The organism is Streptomyces flaveus (genome assembly GCF_014647675.1).
Taxonomy (GTDB): domain Bacteria; phylum Actinomycetota; class Actinomycetes; order Streptomycetales; family Streptomycetaceae; genus Streptomyces; species Streptomyces flaveus.
Map to the genome: position 1 here is coordinate 34,169 of NZ_BMPQ01000002.1, position 23,881 is coordinate 58,049.

Below are 23,881 nucleotides of genomic sequence, written 5' to 3' on the forward strand. Positions count from 1 at the left end.
CAAGGCCACCTTCGGGCTGTCGGCACAGCCCGCGGTGCGGGTGGTGAAGAAGGTCGTGGACGCCTACGGCGCGCTCGCGGCGAGCCTGACAGCCGGGCGGCTGGGCGGCTGGGCGGTCCGGGGTCGAAGCGGTACCGCAAGGCGGTCGGTTCACCGGTCGCCTTCCGGCCCGAGGCGGCACAGCCGTTCGACGACCGGTGCCTGTCCTGGCAGACGGACGCGCGCACGGTGTCCATCTGGACGGTGGACGGGCGGATGCGCGGCATCCGCTTCACCGGCTCGCCCGACCAACTCAAGGTGCTGGCGGAGTACCGCAAGGGCGAGTCCGACCTGGTCCAGCGGGGCGGGAAGTGGTTCCTGATCGCGACCTGCGACCTTCCCGATCCCGAGGTGTATGAGCCGAGTGACTGGATCGGGGTGGACCGCGGCATCGTCAACCTCGCCACCACCAGCGACGGCACCAACTACCAGGGCCGCCGCCTCTCGCGATATCGCCGCTGGCAGGCCCGCAAACGGGCCGAGCTACAGGCCAAGGGCACCCGTTCGGCCAGGCGCCGCCTGGCGGGCCGTGCATGTAAGGAGCAGCGTCATGCCACCCAGGTGAATCACCGGATCAGCAAGGAGATCGTGTCCGTCGCGCAACGCACCGGTCGCGGGATCGCCGTCGAGGAACTCGGCGGGATCCGCGAGCGGGTACGGCTTCGCCGCGACCAGCGGGGCACCTTGTCTTCCTGGCCCTTCCACCAACTCGGACAGCACCTCGCCTACAAGGCCCGACGGGCCGGGGTGCCGTTCCTGGAGGTGGATGCGGCCTACACGTCGCAGCGCTGCCCGCGCTGCGGGCACACCGAGCGGGCCAACCGGCCCGACCGGGACCATTTCCGTTGTCGTCGGTGCGGCCTCGCTGGGCCCGCCGACCACGTCGCCGGGGTCAACGTGCGCAACCGCGCACGCTCGGCGTGGGTGTTCGTCACCACACTCGTCCCGCACCAGCCTGAACAGGCCGGATTGCAGGGAGATGCGACCCGTGACCGTCCCGTCGTAGGGGGCAGTCGGGAGCGCGACAAGGTGTGAACGACCGAGTACACAAACTCGGCCGTTCGCGACCAAGAAGGTGACATGTCTCGCTCGTCGCCGCCCCGCAGCGGAACCGGATGAGAGAACTCCTGCTCAGATGCGGGTGAACGCCTGCTCCAGGATGTCGAGGCCCTCGCTGAGCAGCTCCTCGCCGATGACCATGGGCGGCAGGAAGCGCAGCACGTTGCCGTAGGTGCCACAGGTCAGGACCAGCAGACCCTCCTGGTGGCAGGCCTTGGCCAGCGCGGCGGCGGCCTCCGGGTTCGGCTCCTTGGTGGAGGGGTCCTTGACGAGCTCAATGGCCAGCATGGCGCCGCGTCCGCGGACGTCGCCGATGATCTCGTACTTCTCCTGCATGGCGCCGAGACGTGCCTTCATGACCGTCTCGATGTGCCGCGCCCTGGCGGCCAGGTCGAGCTCCTTCATCGTCTCGATCGAGCCGAGGGCGCCAGCGCAGGCGACGGGGTTGCCGCCGTAGGTGCCGCCCAGGCCGCCCGCGTGCGCGGCGTCCATGATCTCGGCGCGGCCCGTGACGGCGGCCAGTGGCAGACCGCCCGCGATGCCCTTCGCCGTGGTGATCAGGTCCGGGACGATGCCCTCGTCCTCACACGCGAACCACTGACCGGTGCGGCAGAAACCTGACTGGATCTCGTCCGCGACGAAGACGATGCCGTTGTCCCGGGCGAACTCGCTGAGCGCCGGAAGGAAGCCCTTCGCCGGCTCGATGAAGCCGCCCTCGCCGAGGAGCGGCTCGATGACGATGGCGGCCACGTTCTGAGCGCCCACCTGCTTGCTGATCTGGTCGATGGCCTGCGCGGCGGCCTCGGGGCCGCAGTTCTCGGGGCCGGTCGGCCAGCGGTAGCCGTACGCCACCGGTACGCGGTAGATCTCCGGCGCGAAGGGACCGAAGCCATGCTTGTACGGCATGTTCTTCGAGGTCAGCGCCATCGTCAGGTTCGTACGGCCGTGATAGCCGTGATCGAAGACGACGACGGCCTGGCGCTTGGTGTGGGCGCGGGCGATCTTGACGGCGTTCTCGACGGCCTCGGCGCCCGAGTTGAACAGGGCCGACTTCTTGGCGTGGTCACCGGGGGTCAGCTCGGCCAGCGCCTCGGCGACGGCCACGTAGCCCTCGTACGGCGTGACCATGAAACAGGTGTGGGTGAAGTCGGCGAGCTGCGCGGACGCTCGCCGTACGACGGCCTCGGCGGAGGCGCCGACGCCGGTCACGGCGATTCCGGAGCCGAAGTCGATCAGCCGGTTCCCGTCGACGTCCTCGATGATCCCGCCGTCCGCGCGCGCGGCGAACACGGGCAGCACGGACCCCACGCCGGCCGCGACCGCGGCGACGCGGCGGGCCTGCAGCTCCTGCGACTTCGGGCCGGGGATGGCGGTGACGAGGCGGCGCTCCTGCGGAAGTGCGCTCATGAGGGGGCTCCCTGGGGTCTTGCGACGGGGTCCAGCGGGGTCTGTGCGGAGGGGTCTTTTCGGACAGCTCGCTCTTCGCAGGCTAGGGGTGGGGGTGAGGAGTGGGCATGCTCCATGTGGGCGTTGTCGGCCCGCCGGGTTGTCCGCGGTGGACATGGCGGCGGCCGAGGGGTCGACCCCGGCCCGGCCCGGTAAGCGGTGAACTCCCCCTGCGGGGGCATTAGATTGGCTCGCTGATGGTGGATCGAACGGCTGGTCAGGGGACAAGGGCGATGGACAGCGACGGCACGCAGGACGCACGGGGCACACACGCCGATCGTGTGCCGCGCCCGGCGGGGCCGCCTCAGGTACCGCCACGGCCCGCGCAGGCGCCGGGCGCGCCGCCGATGCCGGAGGGTTCCGCCTTCCTGGCCTGGCTGCGGGCTCCCCGGCCCGAGGCGGCGCCGGGGGTGTGGCGGTTCGGGCACCGGCCGCGGCCGGACGAGGAGCCGGAGGCCGTCTCGAATCGGCAGTTGCTCAGCGGTGCGCTGATCGCCTTCCTCGTGGGATGGCTGATCTGGTCGCTGCTGTGGAACGGCTACCTGGGCGGCTGGTGGCTGGTGCCTCTCTACGCGATGATTCCCGATTCCTGGGCGGAGCCGGGCTCCTACACCCGCGTGGTCCTCAGCTACACCTGGTACACCGTCGTGGCCCTGATGATCATGATCAGCGTCGGGCGTCTCGGCCGATGGGGCGAGGTGTGGCGCCGGTTCGTGACCTCGCGCCTGCGACGGGAGCGGGAGCGGCCCGTCGCCCCGCCGCCCCAGCGGGACCCCGCCGAGTGGCCCGGGCTCCGCGACGTCGGAGCCACCGACGCCGCCGAACGGCTCGCCGCCGAGGCCCGCTCCGGGCTGATGCGCGACGTCGACCATGCGCGCATCACCCGCGCCTGGCAGGGCGTACGCAGCGGCCGGCACAGTCTCTCCACTTTCACCGGCGCCGTGCTCAAGGACGGTGCCGCCGCCTGTCTGCACCCTTCCGGCGAGCGTGATCTTCCGGGGCGCCTCGCCCAGCACGACCTCGTCACCGGGCAGGTCCGGCTCGGCACGACCGCCGACGACAAGCGCAATCCGTACGCCTACCGCGGCACCGGACTCGGCCTCGGCCCCGAACTCCTCGGCACCTCCCTGCTCGCCGTCGGCCCCGCCGGATCCGGCAAGACCAGCAGCGTCGTCTGGCCGCTCGCCGAATCGCTGTGCCTGCACGCGCTCGCCGGGCGGGCCGCCGTCGTCGTGGTCGGGGCCGCGGGCGCGGGGCTCGGGCCCGCGGACGCGTACGACGTCGTCGTACGGGTCGGAAATCCCGAGTCCGTCTACGACCTCGACCTGTACGGCGGAACCCACGACCCCGACGAGGCGGCGGCCGTCCTCGCCGAGGCACTGGTCGGCGACCTCACCGACCCGCACCCCGGCGGAGACAGCCGCCGCTCCACCACCGTGCTCGCCCAACTGCTCGGGCCGTATCGCGCGGTCCACGGGCGCTTCCCCTCCGTACCCGAACTGCGGCAGCTCCTCGACGGTGCGCCCGGCCCGCTCGGCGCGCTGCGCAAGGCGCTCACGGAGGCCGGACAGGAGTCGCTGCTGCGCGAACTCGACGCCCGGGAGCGGCAGTCGGGGCATCCGGGCGATATCGGCTCGGTGCTGGCCGATCGGGTGGCGCTGCTGGACCGGCCCGCCTTCGCCAGGTTCTTCGATACGTCCGGTCAGTCCAGGCCCTTCTCCCTGCGCGCCCTGGACCACCCGGTGCGGGTACGCATCGACCTGCCCGAACGCGGGCACGCCGACGCCTCGCGGATCCTGGCCAGGCTGGTGCTCGCGCAGTTCACGGCGAGTGTGGCGGTGCGCGAGGACCGGTCGTTGTTCGCGTGTCTGGTGCTGGACGACGCGACGGGCGTCGTCACCCCCGAGGCCGTACGAGGAGTCCAGCGGCTGCGGTCCGCCAACGCCGGGGTGGTCATGACCCTGCGTACGCTCGACGATGTGCCGCGGCCGCTCAGGTCGCCGCTGCTCGGGGCGATCGGCTGCCGGGTGGCGCTGTCCGGGCTCACGCCCTGGGACGGGCAGGACTTCGCCGAGGTGTGGGGCAAGGAGTGGACCGAGGCGACGGATGTCACCGACCGGCAGATCATCGCCGAGACCCCGCTCGGCAAGACCGCCCACGCCGTGCGACGGGTGATCACGGGACGTGCGCCCACCGCCCGGGCCGTCACCGTCCGCCAGGTCGAACGTGAGCGGTGGTCCGCGTCCGAGCTGGCGCATGCCGTTCCGCCGGGGCATGCGGTGCTGTCGCTCACGAGTGTGCGTGGGGAGCATGCGCCGCCGTTGCTGGTGGATCTTCGCGGCTGACACCGCTCGGGCCGGACAGGTGGCAGGACATCTGGACATAACGTGATGCGGTCACCGTACAGTGAGGCAGAATCGACACAGGTCGTTCATACGTGACGGCCAAAAGATCACACCCTCCGCTCCTCACTGCACTTCCGCCGCTCCGGTGAAGGCCTCGCCAGGAAGACCCGAAGGTCCCATGCCCCGCACGCTCGCCTCGCTCGTCCAGCACTCTGCGCTCAAACTCACCGTGCGCGCGGGAGAGGAACACCTCGACCGGCCCGTCCGCTGGGCCCACGCCAGCGAACTCGCCGACCCCGTGCCGTACATGGAGGGCGGGGAGCTGCTCCTGATCACCGCGCTCCAGCTGGACGCGGAGGACCCCGAGGCCATGCGGCGCTATGTGAAGCGGCTCGCGGGGGCGGGGGTCGCGGGGCTCGGGTTCGCGGTCGGGCTGCACTACGAGGAGATTCCGAAGGCGCTGGTCGACGCCGCGGAGCGGGAGGGCCTGCCGCTTCTCGAAGTCCCTCGGCGCACCCCCTTCCTCGCCATCAGCAAGGCCGTCTCCGCCGCGATCGCCGCCGACCAGTACCGCGCCGTGACCGCCGGCTTCGCCGCCCAACGCGAGCTGACCAAGCGGGCCTTGAGCGAGGGACCCGAGGGCCTGCTGGCAGCGCTCGCCTCGCAGATCGACGGGTGGGCCGCCCTGTACGACGCGACCGGTGCCGTCGTCGCGACGGCGCCCGAGTGGGCGGGGCGGCGGGCGGCCCTGCTCACCGCCGACGTGGAACGGCTGTGGGAGCGGAGCGTGCCCGCGAGTTCCGTCGTCCGGGGGTCCTCCGAGGAGGGCGAGGACGAGGACCGCGTCGAACTGCACTCGCTGGGGACGGGGCGGCGGCCTCTGGGGGCGCTGGCCGTGGGCACCGCCGCGGCGCCGGGTACGGCCGAGCGGTACGCCGTGCATTCCGCGATCGCTCTGCTGACGCTCACGACCGAGCGGTCGCGGTCGCTGTATGCCGCGGAGCAGCGGATCGGGGCGGCTGTGCTGCGCATGCTGCTGGCGGGGCAGCCGGACCATGCTCGGGCTGCCGCGGGGGATCTGTACGGGGAGCTGCTCGATGCTCCGTATCGCGTGATCCTCGCGGAGTCGGGGGCGGTGCCGGGTACGCGGGGCCGGGGCGTGAGCGGGGGTCTGCTCTCAACCTCGGCTTCGGCAGCGGCTCCGGCTTCGGGGGCTGACGCTACGGCCGATGCCGGAGCTGATCCGGTGGGTGGGTTCGCGGAGGTCGTCGAGGCCGCGGCGGCCCGGTCGGGGGAGGCCGTGCTGGTCGTGCCCGACGGGGAGCGGCTGGTGGTGCTGGCCGCGGACGGGGGAGCGGTGGTCGCGTCCTGCGCCCAGTATGCGGAGGCACTCCAGGCCGATCGGGGTGCGGCCGAGCAGGGCGTGGACGAGGACGAGCTGGTGGTCGGACTGTCGGCTCCTGCCGGCCCCATTGCCGCCGCGGCTGCGTACAAGCAGGCCGAACAGGCCCTGTCCGTCGCCCGGCGGCGGGGGCGGGTGCTGGTCGAGCACGAGGAGCTGGCCGCGGGGTCCGTGGTGCCGTTGCTCGCGGACGACGCCGTGCGGGCGTTCGCGGACGGCTTGTTGCGGGCGTTGTACGAGCATGACGCGACGGGGCGGGGGGATCTGGTGGCTTCCCTTCGGGCCTGGTTGTCGCGGCATGGGCAGTGGGATGCGGCTGCGGCGGATCTCGGGGTGCATCGGCATACGTTGCGGTATCGGATGCGGCGGGTCGAGGAGATCCTGGGGCGGTCGCTGGACGATCCGGATACGAGGATGGAGCTGTGGCTGGCCCTGAAGGTGTCGGCCTCCGGCGGGTAGGCGGCGCGGTTCGCGGGTGTGCCCGACCACCGGACGCGATGGCGCTCCACGTCATCGGTTCGAGGTGGATTCCTCCCCGGTGTGAACACCGGGGCATCCTCGCACGAATCATGTGAAGAACGTGTGCGGGGTGCATGGCGGGAGGCGAATCGGTCTGTCGGACGCCAATCCCCTGTCGTAGGTTCTATCCAGATGAGAGATACACCCCGCCCACAGGGGACTGTGGGCGATTCAGGGTCGAGGCCTCCCCAGCTTCGCCCTGGTCGTGCCCTCGCGCACACTACTGGAGCTTCCGGCTCCGGAGGGTCTCCTCACCGATCGGACAGTCGCTCGCCCCAAACCCCCCGGGGCGTGCGACGACCCGGTCCTTGCGGCCGCCTCGGAACTACCCCCCCTGTTCCGGGGCGGCCGACCTTTTCCCTGACGGCTCTGGCCACTCTGGCCCTGCTCTTCGCGTTCCTCACCTGGCAGGCCGTCGTCGACAGCCCGCTGCGCCGCGCCGACGAGCGCCTGGGCCGGGCGATCGCGGACGGTCCACTGCCGGACCGCGTCGCCGAACTCCTCGCCGATCTCGGCAACGTCACGGTCGCCGTCCCGGTCCTGGTCGTCGTTCTCGCGTACGTCGCCTGGCGCGCGCGTCGCGCCGGTACGTCCCGCTGGTGGCTGCCGACGCTCGCGGCCCTGGTCACCATGGCCGCCGTACCGGTGCTGGTCATCCCGCTGAAGGAGGCCGTGGGGCGCACGGGTCCACCCGGCATGGCGGGCGACGGCTACTACCCCTCGGGCCACACGGCGACGGCCGCCGTCGCCTACGGAGCGGCCGTCCTGCTTCTGCTGCCCTGGCTGCGCGGCTCGTACATCCGTCGTGAACTCACCATCGGCTACCTGGTGTTGGTCGCCTTCGTCGGCTTCGGTCTGGTCCGGCGCGGCTATCACTGGCCGCTGGACGTGGTGGCGAGTCTGGTGCTGAGCGCGATGCTGCTGATCGCGCTCACGGTGTTCCTGAACTCCCGTCGTCGCCAGGCAGGATGAGTACGTCAGCTGTCGAAGCCGAGGCCCAGCCTGTCCATCGTCCTCAGCCACAGATTGCGTCGGCCACCGTGCGCGTCCGCCCGCGCCAGTGACCACTTGGTGAGCGCGATGCCCGTCCAGGCGAAGGGCTCCGGAGGGAAGGGCAGCGGCTTCTTGCGGACCATTTCCAGGGATGTACGTTCCGTACGCTCCCCCGCCAGCAGGTCGAGCATCACGTTCGCGCCGAAGCGGGTCGCTCCCACGCCGAGTCCCGTATAGCCCGCCGCGTACGAGACCCGCCCCTGATGTGCCGTACCGAAGAAGGCCGAGAAACGGGAGCAGGTGTCGATCGCGCCGCCCCACGCGTGCGTGAAGCGGACGCCCTCCAGTTGCGGGAAGCAGGTGAAGAAGTGCCCGGCGAGCTTGGCATAGGTCTCCGGGCGGTCGTTGTACTCGGCGCGGACCCGGCCGCCGTACGGATAGACCGCGTCGTAGCCGCCCCACAGGACACGGTTGTCGGCCGACAGCCGGAAGTAGTGGAACTGGTTGGCGCTGTCGCCGAGGCCTTGGCGGTTCTTCCAGCCGAGGGAGGCGAGCTGGGCGTCGGTGAGCGGCTCGGTCATCAGCGCGTAGTCGTAGACCGGGACGGTGTACGGGCGGACGCGTCGGACCAGGTTGGGGAAGATGTTCGTGCCGAGGGCGACGTGGCGGGCGCGGACGCTGCCGTACGGAGTGCGTACGGCCATACCGGCGCCGTGCGTCTTCAGGGCGAGCGCGGGCGTGTGCTCGTACACGCGGACGCCCAGCTCGACGCAGGCGCGTTTGAGGCCCCACGCGAGTTTGGCGGGGTTCAGGAGCGCGACGCCGTGGCGGTCGTGGAGGCCGGCGAGGAATGTCGGTGAGTCGACTTGTTGCCGTACGGCGTCGGCGTCCAGGTACTCGATGCCGTCCGCGAGTCCGTGGCGCTGCAACTCCTCGTACCAGTCGCGGAGTTCGGTGGCCTGGTACGGCTCGGTGGCGACGTCGATCTCGCCGCTGCGCTCGAAGTCGCAGTCGATGGAGTAGCGGGCGACGGTGGACTCGATCGCGTCCAGGTTGCGCGCGCCCAGCTTCTGGAGTGTGTGGATCTCGTCCGGCCAGCGGCTGAGGCCGTTGGCCAGGCCGTGGGTGAGCGAGGCGGCGCAGAAGCCGCCGTTGCGGCCGGAGGCGGCCCAGCCCGCCTCGCGGCCTTCGACGAGCACCACATCGCGGTGCGGTTCGCGTTCCTTGGCGAGCAGCGCGGTCCACAGTCCGGTGTAGCCGCCGCCGACGACGAGCAGGTCGCAGGTCTCGGCGGTGGTGAGGGCGGGCTCGGGACGCGGCTTTCCGGGGTCGTCCAGCCAGTAGGAAACCGGCTGGGCTTCGGAGAGGGATTTCGTCCAGTGGTTCAAACGGGTCATGGCGCTTGGGGCCATGATGTCAACTCCCCACAGAATTTCGGCAGTTCTACCCGGTTGTTCCGGTTGTCCCGGTTATGCTCTCTGCCGCTTTCGGCGACCGCTGATGACCATTCCGGACAGCACGATCAGTACGGCGACGATGAACATGGCCGTACCGATGACATTGATCTGGACGGGTGTGCCGCGTTGCGCCGAGCCCCAGACGAACATGGGGAAGGTGACGGTCGCGCCCGCGTTGAAATTGGTGATGATGAAATCGTCGAAGGAGAGCGCGAAGGCGAGCAGCGCGCCGGCGGCGATTCCGGGGGCCGCGATGGGCAGGGTGACGCGGACGAATGTCTGGATCGGTCCGGCGTACAGATCCCGGGCGGCTTCCTCCAGCTTCGGATCCATCGACATGACGCGCGCCTTGACGGCTGTCACGACGAAGCTGAGGCAGAACATGATGTGGGCGATCAAGATCGTCCAGAAACCCAACTGAGCGCCCATGTTGAGGAAAAGAGTCAGCAGGGAGGCGGCCATGACGACCTCGGGCATCGCCATGGGAAGGAAGATCAGCGAGTTCACGGCGCCCCGCGCGCGGAAGCGGTAGCGGACCAGCGCGAAGGCGATCAGCGTGCCGAGAACCGTCGCGCCGAGTGTCGCCCAGGCCGCGATCTGCAGACTCAGTGACAGCGAACCGCACAGATCGGCAACCCCGCACGGATCGGTCCAGGCGTCCGTGGAGAACTGCTGCCATTCGTAATTGAAGCGCCCCTTCGGGTTGTTGAAGGAGAAGACCGTGACGACGACGTTCGGAAGAAGCAGATATCCGAGCGTCAACAGCCCGGCGAGGACGACCAGATGGCGCTTGAGCCAGCGTACGAGGGTCATTTAGACCAGATCCTCCGTCCCGGACTTGCGAATGTAGAGCGTGACGATGATGAGGATCGCGGCCATGAGGATGAAGGAAAGAGCCGCGGCCGTCGGGTAGTCGAGAACCCGCAGGAACTGCCCCTGGATCACGTTTCCGACCATGCGGGTGTCCGTGGAGCCGAGCAGATCGGCGTTGACGTAGTCACCGCTGGCGGGGATGAACGTGAGGAGCGTGCCGGAGACGACGCCCGGCATGGACAGCGGGAAGGTCACCTTGCGGAAGGTCGTGAACGGCTTGGCGTACAGGTCGTGCGCCGCCTCGTGGAGGCGTCCGTCGATGCGCTCGAGGGAGGTGTAGAGCGGCAGGATCATGAACGGCAGGAAGTTGTACGTGAGTCCGCAGACCACCGCGAGCGGCGTGGCCAGCACGCGGTCGCCGGCCGTGATGCCGAGCCAGCTCGTGACATCGAGCAGGTGCAGCGAGTTGAGGGCGCCGACGACCGGGCCGCCGTCCGCGAGGATCGTCTTCCAGGCGAGCGTACGGATCAGGAAGCTGGTGAAGAACGGCGCGATGACCAGGATCAGGATCAGATTGCGCCAGCGGCCGGCGCGGAACGCGATCAGATAGGCGAGCGGGTAGCCGAGCAGCAGACACAGGGCGGTGGCGGTGCCTGCGTAGAGGACCGAGCGCAGGAACTGCGGCCAGTACTCGGAGACCGCGTCCCAGTAGGTCGCGAAGTGCCAGGTGACCTCGTAGCCCTCCTCCAGGGAACCCGTCTGCACGGACGTGGAGGCCTGGTAGACCATCGGCAGCGCGAAGAAGAGCAGCAGCCAGAGGATGCCGGGCAGGAGCAGCCAGTACGGGGTGAGGCGGCCTCTTCTGCGCGGGGGCTTCTTCTGCGGGGTGGGTGCGAGAGGCGGTGGCGCCTCGGTGACGGTCGTCATGCCGAGGCCTCTTCTCCGACTGTCTCGACACCTGCATCGATGTCCTGGGTCGCGTCGAGGCCGAAGGTGTGGGCCGGGTTCCAGTGCAGGACGACATCGGCGCCGGGGATGAGGCGGGCGTCGCGGTCGATGTTCTGGGCGTAGACCTCGAACTCGGGGCAGACGGGGCTGTCGATGACGTATTGCGTGGAGACGCCGATGAAACTGCTGTCGGCGATCTTCCCGGTGATGCGGTTGCGGCCCTCGGGTATCCCGCCCGCGTCGTCGGCGTGCGTGAGGGAGATCTTCTCGGGTCGGATTCCGACCAGGACCTTGCCGCCGGTCGTGGTGGGCGCCGAACAGCGCGCGGCCGGCAGGGAGAGCTTGCCGCCGCCCGCCTTGAGCACGATCTCGTCGCCGCTCTTGGTGTCGACCTCGGCCTCGATGAGGTTGGAGGTGCCGAGGAAGTTGGCGACGAAGGTGGTGTTCGGGTTCTCGTAGAGGTCGGCGGGTGAGCCGAGCTGCTCGACCCGGCCCGCGTTCATCACGGCGACCGTGTCGGCCATCGTCATGGCCTCCTCCTGGTCGTGCGTGACGTGGATGAACGTGATGCCCACCTCGGTCTGGATGCGCTTGAGTTCGAGCTGCATCTGACGGCGCAGCTTGAGGTCGAGGGCGCCGAGGGGTTCGTCGAGGAGCAGCACCTTGGGGTGGTTGATCAGCGCGCGGGCGACGGCGACGCGCTGCTGCTGGCCGCCGGAGAGCTGGTGCGGCTTCTTGCGGGCCTGCTCACCGAGTTGTACGAGCTCCAGCATCTCCTCGACCTGCTTCTTCACCGACTTAATGCCGCGCCGGCGCAGACCGAAGGCGACGTTCTCGAAGATGTCGAGGTGCGGGAAGAGGGCGTACGACTGGAAGACCGTGTTCACCGGCCGCTTGTAGGGGGGCAGGTTCGTCACGTCCTGGTCTCCCAGGGACACGCTTCCCGAAGTGGGCTCCTCCAGGCCCGCGATCATCCGCAGGGTGGTGGTCTTTCCGCAACCCGATGCCCCCAGGAGCGCGAAAAACGATCCCTGGGGGACGGTCAGGTCGAGCGGGTGCACGGCGGTGAAGGAGCCGTACGTCTTACTGATCCCGGAGAGGCGGACATCGCCGCTGGTGTCTTTCGTCATCATGGTCACGCCCCTGTGAGCTTTGCGAACTTCTCTTCGTACGCTGTCTCTTCCTTCGTGCTCAGAGAGCGGAAGGAGCGCGACTTGGCGGCCATGGCCGCGTCGGGGATGATCAGCGGGTTGTTCGCCGCGTCCTCGTCGATCTTCGCGAGTTCGGCTTTCACACCGTCCACAGGGCACACGTAGTTGATGTACGCGGCGAGCTGTGCGGCCGGGCCGGGCTCGTAGTAGTAGTCGATGAGCCGTTCGGCGTTGGTCTTGTGGCGGGCCTTGTTGGGGACCAGCAGGTTGTCGGTCGACGTCATGTAGCCGCTGTCGGGGATGACGAAGTCGACGTCGGGGCTGTCCGCCTTGAGCTGGACGACATCGCCGGCCCAGGCGATACAGGCCGCGAGGTCTCCTTTGGTGAGGTCGGCCGTGTAGTCGTTGCCGGTGAAGCGGCGTATCTGGCCCTGGTCGACGGCCTTCTGGAGGCGGGCGATCGCCGCGTCGTAGTCGTCGTCGGTGAATTTCGCCGGGTCCTTGCCCAGGTCCAGCAGCGTCATGCCGATGGTGTCGCGCATCTCGGAGAGGAAACCGACGCGTCCCTTGAGCTTGGGGTTGTCGAGCATGTCGGAGACGGACTTCACCTCGACGCCGTCGAGTGCCTTCTTGTTGTACGCGATGACCGTGGAGATGCCGGTCCAGGGATACGAGTACGCGCGTCCCGGGTCCCAGTCGGGGTTGCGGAACTGCTGGGAGAGGTTGGCGTACGCGTGCGGCAGGTTGGACGGGTCCAGTTTCTGGACCCACCCGAAACGGATCAGCCGGGCGGCCAGCCAGTCGGTGACACAGATGAGGTCGCGGCCGGTGTCCTGGCCTGCCGCCAGCTGTGGCTTGATCTTGCCGAAGAACTCGACGTTGTCGTTGATGTCCTCGGTGTACTTGACCTTGATGCCGGTGCGTTTCGTGAACGCGTCGAGCGTGGGGTGGCGCTTCTCGCTGTCGTCGACGTCCATGTACTCGGTCCAGTTGGAGAAGCTGATCCGCTTCTCCTTGGCCGAGTGGTCGTCGGAGTCGACACCTGCGGTGTTCTTGGCCGCCGGGATGCCGCAGGCGCTCAGTGTCGCGGCGCCGCCGAGGGTGAGGGCGCCGCCGGTGGTGGCGCGCAGCAGTGAACGGCGGGTGACGGAGGGTCCGCCGTTCCTGATGCTGCGCTGCACGTGCTTGTTCTGGCCCGCATTGTGCATGTCGCTCTCCTCCGCCGCCGTTCCCCTCCGGGGGAGGGGGGTGGCGTGGCTCCAGCTCGATTTGAAGGCTGATCCTGGCAGAGGGGGGCCTATGCAACAAGGGATTCCGTTGTTGCCTTTTGGTTAAGCGACGGAATCTGTTGATCGTTGTCGGGTGCGGGTGTGTGGGTGGCTGGTCGCGCAGTTCCCCGCGCCCCTGGGTGGGTGGGGGGTGCGGGGCCGCGGTCCGGTGCGTCAGCCCGTCGCAGGGCGGGCATACGGCCCTGGACTGGTACACGGTCCTGGTTCTCCGAGACCGAAGCTAAGCGACGGGCATACGACGCACCGGCCCACGCCCCCTCCCGCCGGCGGGAGGCTGCGGGTCATTGGGGGTACGGGCTTCCCCGGGGCGCCCGGGTAGGCGCAGGCTTTTGCTTTTCAGGGGCGCGGGGAACTGCGCGACCAGCCACGACGCACCCGCAGCCGCGACACGACTGTCACCCACCACCCCCTGGCGGGGGCCTGGGGGCGCAGCCCCCAGTTTCGGGAAGGGGCGGGACTGGGGAAGAAAACCCCTCCCACCCCAACCCCCGCCTACCCGCACCCCGGCGGAGCCGCTAGCGTTCGGCGACGAGCGATGTGTTGAAGCCGTCGTCACCCGGGTTCGAGTAGCCCGTTTCGCTGTCGTCGAGCAGGCCGGGGGCGATGATGACCAGCACGAACATGGCCATGCCCAACACAATGCCCACGGCTCCGCAGATGATCCCCGCCAGGGCCTGGCCGGCGTTGGTCGCCTCGCCCCGCCGGGCTTTTCCGCGGCCGATCGCGCCGAAGATCACGGCGAGGACGCCCAGGATGATGGCCACCGGCCAGAGGCAGAAGCCGACCGCCGAGATGATCCCGAGCACCATCCCCGTCGTGCCCATGCCGTTGCTCGGCGCCATGGGCATCCCGGGCCAGCCGTAACCGGGACCGGCGCCAGGGGCGGCCGGATAGTAGGGCTGACCCTGGTAGCCGTAGCCATAGCCGTAGGACGCCTGGCCCGGCCCTTCCGGGGAGATGGGGGGCGGGGGAACGGGTTCGCCGGGGCCGCCGCCCGGGGCCGCGAAGGGGTTGCCGGATGGATTCGACGGACTCGACGGATTCGGGGGCGTACCGCCAGGGCCCGCGAACGGGTTGCCGGGGCCGGAAGCGGCCGGCGGTGCCACGGGATTGGCCCAGGGCTGGGCGCCGCCCGGCGAAGGCGGCGTGCCCGCGCCGGGTATCGAGGTGACCGTCGGCTGGTCATGCACGGAAGGCGAGCCGACGCCGCCCCGCTGCCCTAAGCCCCCGGCGCCGTAGGGCGGCCCAGAAGCCCCCGCTCCCGAAGCTGCCCCACCCCCCGGATACGGCGCAGCGCCCGGCTTGTCCAAGGGAACCTGAGGAGTCGCGTCCTGCGGACCTGCGCTCGGGGCTCCGGCAGTCGGAGCCCGGTGCTCAGGCGGAGCCCACGGGTTCGGTTCGCCGTTCCCCGGCGTACCCGGCGGCTGCGCGTCGTCGGACATGCGCGGAGTCCCCTCTGTCGTACGTTCTGTCATGTTACGGCCGGACCACCGGCTCATGACCCCGGCCTACGATGATCTCCGCACCGTCCCGCACCACCGATCAGCCGATCACCCGCGCCCGCCGGACACAGGCAGGGCGCCGTTCCCGGGGAGGAACCCGTGACCGACCACCGCGACCCGAGCGTCCCGCCCACCGGGCCCGTCCCGCGCGACCTGCACAACTTCATCGCCGGACTGCCCAAGGCCGAACTCCACGTGCACCACGTCGGCTCCGCCTCCCCCCGTATCGTCTCCGAACTGGCCGCCCGTCACCCCGACTCCAAGGTGCCGACCGACCCCGAGGCGCTCGTCGACTACTTCACGTTCACGGACTTCGCCCACTTCATCGAGGTGTACCTGTCCGTCGTGGACCTCATCCGCACCCCGGAGGACGTACGCCTGCTCACGTACGAGATCGCCCGCGACATGGCGCGGCAGCGGATCCGGTACGCCGAGCTGACCGTCACGCCGTTCTCCTCGACCCGTCGCGGCATCGACGAGGGCGCGTTCATGGACGCGATCGAGGACGCCCGCAAGGCAGCCGAGGCCGACTTCGGGACCGTACTGCGCTGGTGCTTCGACATTCCGGGAGAGGCGGGCCTCGAGGCCGCCGAGGAGACCACCCGGCTTGCCACCACGGACAAGCTCCGCCCTGAGGGCCTTGTTTCGTTCGGGCTCGGCGGGCCCGAAGTCGGCGTGGCCCGGCCGCAGTTCAAGCCGTATTTCGACCGCGCGATCGCGGCCGGGCTGCGTTCCGTGCCGCATGCGGGTGAGACGACCGGGCCGGGGACCGTCTGGGACGCCCTGACCGAGCTGCGCGCCGAGCGCATCGGACACGGCACGAGTTCGGCGCAGGATCCGAAGCTCCTCGCGCACCTGGCCGAGCACCGCGTCGCGTTGGAGGTGTGCCCGACCTCCAACATCGCCACGCGCGCGGTCCGCACGCTCGACGAGCACCCGATCAAGGAGTTCGTACGGGCCGGGGTGCTCGTGACGATCAACTCCGACGATCCGCCGATGTTCGGCACGGACCTCAACAACGAGTACGCGGTGGCCGCCCGCCTCCTGGACCTCGACGAACAGGGTCTCGCCACGCTCGCCAAGAACGCCGTCGAGGCGTCGTTCCTCGACCCGGCAGGCAAGACGGAGCTGGCAGGGGAGATCGACACTTACACCGCGGCATGGCTCGCGAACTGACCCAGCACAATGGGCCCATGCGCACCGTGACAGCCGTGGCCCATCGCGGCGACCCCTACCGCATCCGCGAGAACACGATCGACTCGCTGCGTTCCGCGCTCCAACGGGGCGCGGACGCCGTGGAGTTCGATGTGCGGCTGACCCGTGACGATGTGCCGGTGCTGCTGCATGACGCGACGCTGAAGCGGTTGTGGGAACACGACCGGCCGCTGGTCTCGCTCTCCTCGGACGAAGTGCACGGACTCACCTCCGGCGGCGTTCCCACCCTGGAGGAGGCCCTGAAGGCGACCGATCACGGCCGCTTCATGGTCGACCTGCCGGGCTCCGCGAACCCCCGGGCCGTACGCCGGATCGTCGACGTCATCCGTGATCTCGGCGCCGACGAGCGCGTGTACTACAGCGCCGGCGCCGAGACCATGCTCGCCGTCCGCGCGGCCGACCCCGCCGCGGAGATCGCCCTCACCTGGACCACGCTCGCACCCCCGCGCCCCGCCCTCCTCGAAGCGATCCGCCCCCGCTGGCTCAACTACCGCTTCAGCCTGGTCGACCGCGACCTCGCCGCCCGCGTCCACCGCGACGGCCACCTCCTGTCGACCTGGACCCCCGACACCCGCCGCTCGATGCGACGGCTGCTGGACGCGGGGGTCGACTCGATCACGACGAACCGCATCGACACGCTGTGCGCGCTGCGCTCCGCTTGAAGCCAGTGAGTCATCTGCGGGTTCGTCGTGGCTGGTCGCGCCCGCGCGGCGGAGCCGCACATTGATACAGCCCCGCGCCCCTAAAGAGGCCTGCGGCCTCTTTAGGGGCGCTAGGTCGTCACCCGGGAACGCTGTGGCACCGTCGCCGGGTCGGCCGGCTTCGAGCGGGTGACGTACTGGGGCACCGGAGCGGTGTCCTTGCCGTTGTCGCGGGTGAGGCCGTAGCGGATGGCGCCCTGTTCGGGGCCGGTCGTGATGTCCTTGTTCACCGCTTCCCAGTTGGTCGGGAAGACGGTCAGGCCATAGGAAGCGCCGCGTTCGTTGACGTTGAGGGTGACGGTGCCGTCGACGTAGAAGTACTCGTTCTGCCACATCTGCTGGGTGCCTTCCGGCAGGACGGTGAAGCCGATGTCCGGGCTGCCCATTCCGGTGGCGTAGCCGGGCCGGGTGCCGCCGGCGTCGTCCATCCGTCGGCCGCCGCCGGACGCGACGTGGAAGAGCTTGCCGCTCAGGCCGGTCCAGGTCGGCATGGTGAGGCCGCCGGGCCGGTCGTGCGGGGAGATCTGCCAGCGCACCAGTACGTAGCCCTGGCCGCTGAGCGTCACGCTCTCGCCACGGTGCTGCATCACGATCCGCCCGCCACCGGTGCTGGTGATGCCGGACTCGGGCCGGCGCGGCAGGTCGGCGGGACGGGCATTCGGGTCGGGGGCCTGGTCGACGGCGTCGACGACCGTGCCGTACAGGCTGGCCCTCCTCGTCGGTGAGGGGGTGGGCGTCGGCGTGGGCGTGGGTGACGGACTCGGACGGACCGTGCTCGACGTCGTGGGGGCCGCGACGCGGGGGCGCGGCGCGTCCGGCGGCTGTGTGACCACGTAGGCGCCGCCCGCGACCATCGTCGCCCCGGCCGTCATCGCCACCGCCGGCTTGGTGAAAGCGCCGACGATCTTGGCGGACCAGCCGACGGTCGTGGCGGCCGTCGTGGCGGCGACCGCCGTCTTGCCGCCGAAGACCAGCGAGAGCGTGAAGCCGACCGGGACGGGGACGAGCGCGAGCCCGACGAGCAGACGTTCGGCGGGTACCACCTTCTCGCGGCGTCCGGAACAGTGGCGGCAGTCCCGTATGTGCCGGGCCAGCCGCTTGCGCCACACCGAGTCGGGCTGTCCGTCCCAGCGGGCGGTGACGTCGCGCAGATCAGGACAGGACGAGCCGAGCGCCCGCACGATGCCCCGCGCGGTCTCCAGGCGGGCCTTCATCCGCTGGACGCGCACGGCGGTGTGCTGTCGGCTGATGCCGAGGGCCGACGCCAGCTCACGCCGGGTGAGCTCGCCCGCGACCTCCAGCCACCACAGCGACAGGAGCTGCCGGTCCTCGTCGTCGAGCCAGCGCACCGCCTCCGCGACTTCGCGTCGCTGCCCCTCCAGCTGAAGCCGCAGTACGGTCAGTTCGGCGAAGTCGGCGGCCTCGTGCGCGGCGTCCTCGGCCAGCGACTCGGACGTACGACGCCGCGCCCGGTCCCGTATCTGCCGCATCGCGATGGCGACCAGCCAGGAGCGGAAACTGTCCGGATCACGCAGCGAGCCGAGGTTGTCCACGGCCCGCAGCATGGTCTCCTGCACGACGTCGTCGACGTCCGCGTGACCGTTCAGTGCACGGCCGACGATGTTGTAGACCAGCGGCAGCCAGCCCTCGACCAGCTCGTCGAGGGCGCGCCGGTCACCGGCCTGCGCTGCCGCGATGGTCGTACGCCACTGCCGCCCGTCCACGTACGTCCCTTCCCGCACACGTGTCATCTCCTCCGCCGCCTTCCGGACGCACATTCTCAGCCATCGCTGTGAGGCATGGTGTCAGGTGGGCCTGCGTGCCGCGGGTGCCGCGTGCGCACAGGAGACGGCGGCAACCTCACCGCGATAACAGTTTTTTCACGGGTTCGGCTCGCGGCCTTAGGGGAGATCCCTGACAACATCCTTGGCCCGCACGTCAGTTGACTGGGGGTGGGCCCAGGGGCGGCACCCTCCTCGGTGATGATCCGCATCGGCGGCGTACGCGCGGAGGATGAAGATCCACCACCTTGAGGAGCCGCCCGATGCATATCCGTGTCCGTACCGCCTGCGCCGCTCTCGTCGTCCTGGGCCTGACAGCCGGCCCCCTGGCCGGGGCCGCCGCCGCCTCCCCCGCCACAACGGTCGTACGGGAGGCCGCCGGCCCGAACGACAAGGCCCTGCGCGCCGCGATCGCCGACCTGCCGGACCTGACGGACAAGGACGCGACGGCCGCACTCGTACGGGTCGGCGGCACGGGCGGCAGCTGGCACGGCAGCTCCGGCGTACGCGACCTCGCCACCCGTCGCGCCGCCCTGGAGCACGGACGCTTCCGGGCCGGTTCCACGACCAAGGTGGTCACGGCGGCCATCGTGCTCCAACTCGCGGCCAAGGGGGAGGTGGACCTGGACGGGCACATCCAGACATACCTTCCCGGGCTGCTGTCGGACGCCTTCGAGCCCATCACCGTACGGCAGTTGCTGACCTTCACCAGTGGGCTGAAGCCGGGCATTTCGCTGGGCGCCGAAGACGGTGAGGGCTTCGAGAACCGCTACAAGACGCTGACGCCCGAGGAGGTCGTGGCCTCGTCCGTCGCCAAGGGACGCGCCTTCGATCCGGGCAAGCGGCAGCAGTACGGCAACATCGACTACACCGTGCTCGGCATGCTCATCGAGAAGGTCACGGGCGACTCGTACGAACACCAGGCGGCCGTACGGATCTTCAAGCCGCTCTGCATGCGGCACACCTCCTTCCCCGGCGGCCCGGACCCCCGCATCCACGGCCCCCACAACCGCGGCTACCAGAAACTCGCCGACGGCCGCCTCGTGGACGCCACCGAGTGGAACATGTCGGACCGCTGGGCGGCGGGCGACATGATCTCCACGACGGCGGACCTGGAACGCCTGCTCCTCGGCCTGTTCCGCGGAAAGGTGGTCCCGAAGCAGCTCCTGAAGAAGGAGATGCTCACGCTCCCGAAGGTCGAGGAGGGCGAGGCGACCATGAGCGCGGGCCTGCAGTACTACAGCAAGGACGGCCTCACCCTCTGGCTCAAGTCCGGCTCCCGCCCTGGCTACCGCACGCTGATCGCCACGACCCCCGACCTCTCCCGCACCCTCGTCCACTCGATCAACGCGACCAACGCCAAGTCCGTGGCCAGTAACCCGGTGGAGGATCGGATCCTCTTCGCTGCCTTCGGCTCCTGAGCACAAGCGTGCGGGCCTGCCCTATTACGGAGCAGGCCCGCACCACCATGTGAGGCGTCGTCAGTCCAGCGACGTCATCACGTGCTTGATCCGCGTGTAGTCGTCGAAGCCGTACGACGACAGGTCCTTGCCGTAACCCGACTTCTTGAAGCCGCCGTGTGGCATCTCCGCGACCAGCGGGATGTGCGTGTTGATCCAGACGCAGCCGAAGTCGAGGGCCTTGGACATGCGCATCGCGCGCCCGTGGTCCTTCGTCCAGACCGAGGAGGCCAGCGCGTACTCGACGCCGTTGGCCCACTCGAGGGCCTGGTTCTCGTCCGTGAAGGACTGGACGGTGATGACCGGCCCGAAGACCTCCTTCTGGATGATCTCGTCGTCCTGCTTGAGGCCGGAGACGACGGTCGGGGCGTAGAAGAAGCCCTTGTCGCCGACGCGCTTGCCGCCGGTCTCCACGCGCGCGTGGGCGGGCAGTCGCTCGATGAAGCCGCTGACCTGCTTGAGCTGGTTGGGGTTGTTCAGCGGCCCGTACAGCACGTCCTCGTCGTCCGGCTGGCCCGTCTTCGTGTCGGCGGCGGCCTTGGCGAGCGCGGCCACGAACTCGTCGTGGATGGACTCCTGGACGAGGACGCGGGTGGCGGCCGTACAGTCCTGGCCCGCGTTGAAGAAGCCCGCGACCGAGATGTCCTCGACGGCCTTGGCGATGTCGGTGTCCTCGAAGACGACGACCGGCGCCTTGCCGCCCAGCTCCAGGTGGACCCGCTTGAGGTCCTTGGAGGCGGACTCGGCGACCTGCATGCCGGCCCGTACGGAACCGGTGATCGAGGCCATCGCAGGGGTCGGGTGCTCGACCATCAGCCGGCCGGTGTCACGGTCGCCGCAGATGACGTTGAAGACACCCTTGGGGACGATCGAGCCGATGATCTCGGCCATCAGGACCGTCGACGCGGGAGTCGTGTCGGACGGCTTCAGCACGACCGTGTTGCCCGCGGCGAGCGCCGGGGCGAACTTCCATACGGCCATCATCATCGGGTAGTTCCAGGGCGCGACCTGCGCGCAGACGCCGACGGGCTCGCGGCGGATGATGGACGTCATGCCGTCCATGTACTCTCCGGCCGCGCGGCCCTCGAGCATCCGGGCGGCACCCGCGAAGAAGCGGATCTGGTCGACCATGGGCGGGATCTCTTCGGACCGGGTCAGCCCGATCGGCTTGCCGGTGTTCTCCACCTCCGCGGCGATGAGTTCCTCGGCCCGCTCCTCGAAGGCGTCCGCGATCTTGAGGAGGGCCTTCTGGCGCTCGGCCGGGACGAGGTCCCGCCAGGCCGGGAAGGCCGCGGCCGCGGCGGCCATCGCGGCGTCGACGTCCGCCTGCCCGGACAGCGGCGCGGTGGCGTACGCCTCGCCCGTCGCGGGGTTGACCACCTCGGTGGTCCGTCCATCGGCGGCATCGCGGAACTCTCCGTCGATGTAGTTGCGCAGACGACGCAGCTCAGTGCTCACTGCCGGCCCTCCTGTCGGGTTCGACTGTCCAATACCTGAGACACCCACCCTAATCCGATGCCCCACGTTTTCAACACCCCCGATCGCCTCAGAGCTGCGAAATCCGCAAACATGAGCTGCGTAAACAACGGATTTCATCGATCAAAGCTTGCGGAACTGTCGAGTCCTCGTGCACAGTGAGCCTGTGGCCAGTCGAAGCGCAGACCCCAGGGACACGAAGGACTCCCGCGAGTCCAGGAACGGGTCGAGGAACAGCACACCCCAGCTGGACTCCGTCTCCCTCGCCATCATCGAGCAGCTCCAGGAAGACGGCCGTCGTCCGTACGCCGCGATCGGCAAGGCCGTCGGCCTGTCGGAGGCGGCCGTGCGCCAGCGCGTCCAGAAGCTGCTCGACCAGGGCGTGATGCAGATCGTCGCCGTCACGGACCCGCTCACCGTGGGCTTCCGTCGGCAGGCGATGGTCGGCATCAACGTCGAGGGCGACACCGAGTCCGTGGCCGACGCGCTGACTGACATGTCGGAAGTCGAGTACGTGGTGATGACCGCCGGCTCCTTCGACCTCCTCGCCGAGATCGTCTGCGAGGACGACGACCACCTGCTGGACGTCATCAACAAACGCATCCGGGCCCTGTCCGGCGTGCGCTCCACCGAGAGCTTCGTCTATCTGAAACTCAAGAAGCAGACCTACATGTGGGGAACCCGATAGCCGTGAGCAAGGACCTCAGCAAAGCCGCGTACGACCACCTGTGGATGCACTTCACCCGCATGTCCTCGTACGAGAACGCGCCCGTTCCCACCATCGTCCGGGGCGAGGGCACCTACATCTACGACGACAAGGGCAAGCGCTACCTCGACGGTCTCGCGGGTCTGTTCGTGGTCCAGGCCGGACACGGCCGGGTGGAGCTGGCCGAGACCGCCTCCAAGCAGGCGCAGGAACTGGCGTTCTTCCCGGTCTGGTCGTACGCCCACCCCAAGGCGATCGAGCTGGCCGAGCGCCTCGCGGGCCACGCCCCCGGCGATCTGAACAAGGTCTTCTTCACCACGGGCGGCGGCGAGGCGGTCGAGACCGCCTGGAAGCTCGCCAAGCAGTACTTCAAGCTGGTGGGCAAGCCGACCAAGTACAAGGTCATCTCGCGTGCGGTCGCCTACCACGGCACCCCGCAGGGCGCCCTGTCCATCACCGGCCTGCCGGCCCTGAAGGCCCCGTTCGAGCCGCTGGTGCCCGGCGCCCACAAGGTCCCGAACACCAACATCTACCGCGCCCCGATCCACGGCGACGACCCGGAGGCCTTCGGCCGCTGGGCCGCCGACCAGATCGAGCAGCAGATCCTCTTCGAGGGCCCGGAGACGGTCGCGGCCGTCTTCCTGGAGCCGGTGCAGAACGCGGGCGGCTGCTTCCCGCCGCCGCCCGGCTACTTCCAGCGGGTCCGCGAGATCTGCGACCAGTACGACGTGCTGCTCGTCTCGGACGAGGTCATCTGCGCCTTCGGGCGGCTCGGCACGATGTTCGCCTGCGACAAGTTCGGATACGTCCCGGACATGATCACCTGCGCCAAGGGCATGACCTCGGGCTACTCCCCCATAGGCGCCTGCATCGTCTCGGACCGCCTCGCCGAGCCGTTCTACAAGGGCGACAACACCTTCCTGCACGGCTACACCTTCGGCGGCCATCCCGTGTCCGCGGCCGTGGGCCTCGCCAACCTCGATCTGTTCGAGCGCGAGAAGCTCAACCAGCACGTGCTCGACAACGAGAACGCGTTCCTGACGACCCTGCAGAAGCTGCACGACCTGCCGATCGTCGGCGACGTCCGCGGCAACGGCTTCTTCTACGGCATCGAGCTGGTCAAGGACAAGGCCACCAAGGAGAGCTTCACGGACGAGGAGTCGGAGCGCGTGCTCTACGGCTTCGTCTCCAAGAAGCTCTTCGAGTACGGCCTGTACTGCCGCGCCGACGACCGCGGTGACCCGGTGGTGCAGCTCGCGCCGCCGCTGATCTCGGACCAGTCGACGTTCGACGAGATCGAGGGAATCGTCCGCCAGGTGCTGACGGAGGCATGGACCCAGCTCTGATCTCCCTCATGCTCTGATCTCCCTCATGCTCTGATCATCCTCATGGCTGATCAACACCGGCCCCGGTGCCGCCCGTTCGAGTGAGAATGGGCGGCACCAGGGCCGCGTACGTCCGGCCTTCCGGCCCCGACTCCCTAGCGTGCCCAGTGACCGATCGGCCCTGCCTTCGTTCCCCCGGAAGGGGGACTTCCTCCCGGTCCGGGGGGATTCCGCGGCATTTCTGATCCGAACCG

At 69.5% G+C, this 23,881-nt stretch carries 17 protein-coding genes and 1 pseudogene; 9 read left to right on the top strand and 9 right to left on the bottom strand.

Annotated features, from left to right (window positions below):
- Positions 1-228: 228 nt before the first annotated feature.
- The gene (locus tag IEZ21_RS03425; protein ID WP_308429608.1) at positions 229-1,074 is read left to right on the top strand and encodes an RNA-guided endonuclease InsQ/TnpB family protein; all 846 of its coding nucleotides are present in this window, start codon (positions 229-231) and stop codon (positions 1,072-1,074) included.
- Positions 1,075-1,170: 96 nt separating this feature from the next.
- On the opposite strand, the gene gabT is transcribed toward IEZ21_RS03425, so the two are convergent.
- Positions 1,171-2,505 (bottom strand): 4-aminobutyrate--2-oxoglutarate transaminase, encoded by a 1,335-nt coding sequence (gene gabT / locus IEZ21_RS03430; protein WP_189320415.1) that lies wholly within the window; start codon positions 2,503-2,505, stop codon positions 1,171-1,173.
- Between the two features lie 272 nt (positions 2,506-2,777).
- On the opposite strand from gabT, the gene IEZ21_RS03435 reads away from it, so the two are divergent.
- The 3 genes from IEZ21_RS03435 to IEZ21_RS03445 all read left to right on the top strand — a co-directional run bounded on the left by IEZ21_RS03435 (position 2,778) and on the right by IEZ21_RS03445 (position 7,782).
- Positions 2,778-4,889 carry an ATP-binding protein gene (locus IEZ21_RS03435; RefSeq protein ID WP_189320416.1) on the top strand — a complete coding sequence of 704 codons (2,112 nt, stop codon included), beginning with the start codon at positions 2,778-2,780 and terminating at the stop codon, positions 4,887-4,889.
- 178 nt (positions 4,890-5,067) lie between these two features.
- Positions 5,068-6,750 carry a PucR family transcriptional regulator gene (locus IEZ21_RS03440; RefSeq protein WP_189320417.1) on the top strand — a complete coding sequence of 561 codons (1,683 nt, stop codon included), beginning with the start codon at positions 5,068-5,070 and terminating at the stop codon, positions 6,748-6,750.
- Positions 6,751-7,101: 351 nt separating this feature from the next.
- Positions 7,102-7,782, top strand: coding sequence for a phosphatase PAP2 family protein (locus tag IEZ21_RS03445; protein WP_308429610.1), 681 nt, complete (start codon positions 7,102-7,104; stop codon positions 7,780-7,782).
- A 5-nt stretch (positions 7,783-7,787) separates the two neighbouring features.
- On the opposite strand, the gene IEZ21_RS03450 is transcribed toward IEZ21_RS03445, so the two are convergent.
- From IEZ21_RS03450 to IEZ21_RS03475, 6 genes are all read right to left on the bottom strand, one after another.
- Complete coding sequence (locus IEZ21_RS03450) at positions 7,788-9,215, bottom strand: NAD(P)/FAD-dependent oxidoreductase (RefSeq protein WP_189320419.1); 1,428 nt, start codon at positions 9,213-9,215, stop codon at positions 7,788-7,790.
- Positions 9,216-9,272: 57 nt separating this feature from the next.
- The gene (locus tag IEZ21_RS03455) at positions 9,273-10,073 is read right to left on the bottom strand and encodes an ABC transporter permease (protein ID WP_189320420.1); all 801 of its coding nucleotides are present in this window, start codon (positions 10,071-10,073) and stop codon (positions 9,273-9,275) included.
- Positions 10,074-11,000 carry an ABC transporter permease gene (locus IEZ21_RS03460; protein WP_189320421.1) on the bottom strand — a complete coding sequence of 309 codons (927 nt, stop codon included), beginning with the start codon at positions 10,998-11,000 and terminating at the stop codon, positions 10,074-10,076.
- Positions 10,997-12,151 (bottom strand): ABC transporter ATP-binding protein, encoded by a 1,155-nt coding sequence (locus IEZ21_RS03465; protein WP_189320902.1) that lies wholly within the window; start codon positions 12,149-12,151, stop codon positions 10,997-10,999. Before IEZ21_RS03465 ends, IEZ21_RS03460 begins: the two co-directional genes overlap by 4 nt.
- Before the next feature lie 5 nt (positions 12,152-12,156).
- Positions 12,157-13,380 carry an ABC transporter substrate-binding protein gene (locus IEZ21_RS03470; RefSeq protein WP_189320422.1) on the bottom strand — a complete coding sequence of 408 codons (1,224 nt, stop codon included), beginning with the start codon at positions 13,378-13,380 and terminating at the stop codon, positions 12,157-12,159.
- Between the two features lie 596 nt (positions 13,381-13,976).
- Complete coding sequence (locus IEZ21_RS03475) at positions 13,977-14,651, bottom strand: DUF4190 domain-containing protein (protein ID WP_246567252.1); 675 nt, start codon at positions 14,649-14,651, stop codon at positions 13,977-13,979.
- A 307-nt stretch (positions 14,652-14,958) separates the two neighbouring features.
- Between IEZ21_RS03475 and IEZ21_RS03480 the strand changes: the two are divergent.
- A pseudogene (locus IEZ21_RS03480) lies at positions 14,959-16,139 on the top strand (adenosine deaminase).
- A 17-nt stretch (positions 16,140-16,156) separates the two neighbouring features.
- Positions 16,157-16,840, top strand: a complete 684-nt coding sequence (locus tag IEZ21_RS03485) for a glycerophosphodiester phosphodiesterase (protein WP_189320425.1) — start codon at positions 16,157-16,159, stop codon at positions 16,838-16,840.
- A 110-nt stretch (positions 16,841-16,950) separates the two neighbouring features.
- Here the strand turns inward: IEZ21_RS03485 and IEZ21_RS03490 are convergent, their stop codons facing one another.
- Positions 16,951-18,630 (bottom strand): sigma-70 family RNA polymerase sigma factor, encoded by a 1,680-nt coding sequence (locus tag IEZ21_RS03490; protein ID WP_189320426.1) that lies wholly within the window; start codon positions 18,628-18,630, stop codon positions 16,951-16,953.
- Between the two features lie 293 nt (positions 18,631-18,923).
- Between IEZ21_RS03490 and IEZ21_RS03495 the strand changes: the two genes are divergently transcribed.
- Complete coding sequence (locus IEZ21_RS03495; RefSeq protein WP_189320427.1) at positions 18,924-20,081, top strand: serine hydrolase domain-containing protein; 1,158 nt, start codon at positions 18,924-18,926, stop codon at positions 20,079-20,081.
- Between the two features lie 60 nt (positions 20,082-20,141).
- Here the strand turns inward: IEZ21_RS03495 and IEZ21_RS03500 are convergent, their stop codons facing one another.
- Positions 20,142-21,578 carry a gamma-aminobutyraldehyde dehydrogenase gene (locus tag IEZ21_RS03500; protein WP_033321137.1) on the bottom strand — a complete coding sequence of 479 codons (1,437 nt, stop codon included), beginning with the start codon at positions 21,576-21,578 and terminating at the stop codon, positions 20,142-20,144.
- A 169-nt stretch (positions 21,579-21,747) separates the two neighbouring features.
- Here IEZ21_RS03500 and IEZ21_RS03505 point away from each other — a divergent pair, with 169 nt between their 5' ends.
- A complete protein-coding gene (locus IEZ21_RS03505; protein ID WP_189320428.1) occupies positions 21,748-22,284 on the top strand; it encodes an Lrp/AsnC family transcriptional regulator in 537 nt (178 codons plus the stop codon).
- Entirely contained in the window at positions 22,269-23,648 is a 1,380-nt protein-coding gene (locus IEZ21_RS03510; RefSeq protein WP_189320429.1) for an aspartate aminotransferase family protein, read from the top strand. Before IEZ21_RS03505 ends, IEZ21_RS03510 begins: the two co-directional genes overlap by 16 nt.
- Positions 23,649-23,881 lie beyond the last annotated feature (233 nt).

Excerpts from the sequence above, each read along its gene's own strand:
- gabT (WP_189320415.1), bottom strand. The coding sequence starts at position 2,505 with ATGAGCGCACTTCCGCAGGAGCGCCGCCTCGTCACCGCCATCCCCGGC.
- IEZ21_RS03435 (WP_189320416.1), top strand. The coding sequence starts at position 2,778 with ATGGACAGCGACGGCACGCAGGACGCACGGGGCACACACGCCGATCGT.
- IEZ21_RS03440 (WP_189320417.1), top strand. The coding sequence starts at position 5,068 with ATGCCCCGCACGCTCGCCTCGCTCGTCCAGCACTCTGCGCTCAAACTC.
- IEZ21_RS03450 (WP_189320419.1), bottom strand. The coding sequence starts at position 9,215 with ATGGCCCCAAGCGCCATGACCCGTTTGAACCACTGGACGAAATCCCTC.
- IEZ21_RS03455 (WP_189320420.1), bottom strand. The coding sequence starts at position 10,073 with ATGACCCTCGTACGCTGGCTCAAGCGCCATCTGGTCGTCCTCGCCGGG.
- IEZ21_RS03460 (WP_189320421.1), bottom strand. The coding sequence starts at position 11,000 with ATGACGACCGTCACCGAGGCGCCACCGCCTCTCGCACCCACCCCGCAG.
- IEZ21_RS03465 (WP_189320902.1), bottom strand. The coding sequence starts at position 12,151 with ATGACGAAAGACACCAGCGGCGATGTCCGCCTCTCCGGGATCAGTAAG.
- IEZ21_RS03470 (WP_189320422.1), bottom strand. The coding sequence starts at position 13,380 with ATGCACAATGCGGGCCAGAACAAGCACGTGCAGCGCAGCATCAGGAAC.
- IEZ21_RS03485 (WP_189320425.1), top strand. The coding sequence starts at position 16,157 with ATGCGCACCGTGACAGCCGTGGCCCATCGCGGCGACCCCTACCGCATC.
- IEZ21_RS03490 (WP_189320426.1), bottom strand. The coding sequence starts at position 18,630 with ATGACACGTGTGCGGGAAGGGACGTACGTGGACGGGCGGCAGTGGCGT.
- IEZ21_RS03495 (WP_189320427.1), top strand. The coding sequence starts at position 18,924 with ATGCATATCCGTGTCCGTACCGCCTGCGCCGCTCTCGTCGTCCTGGGC.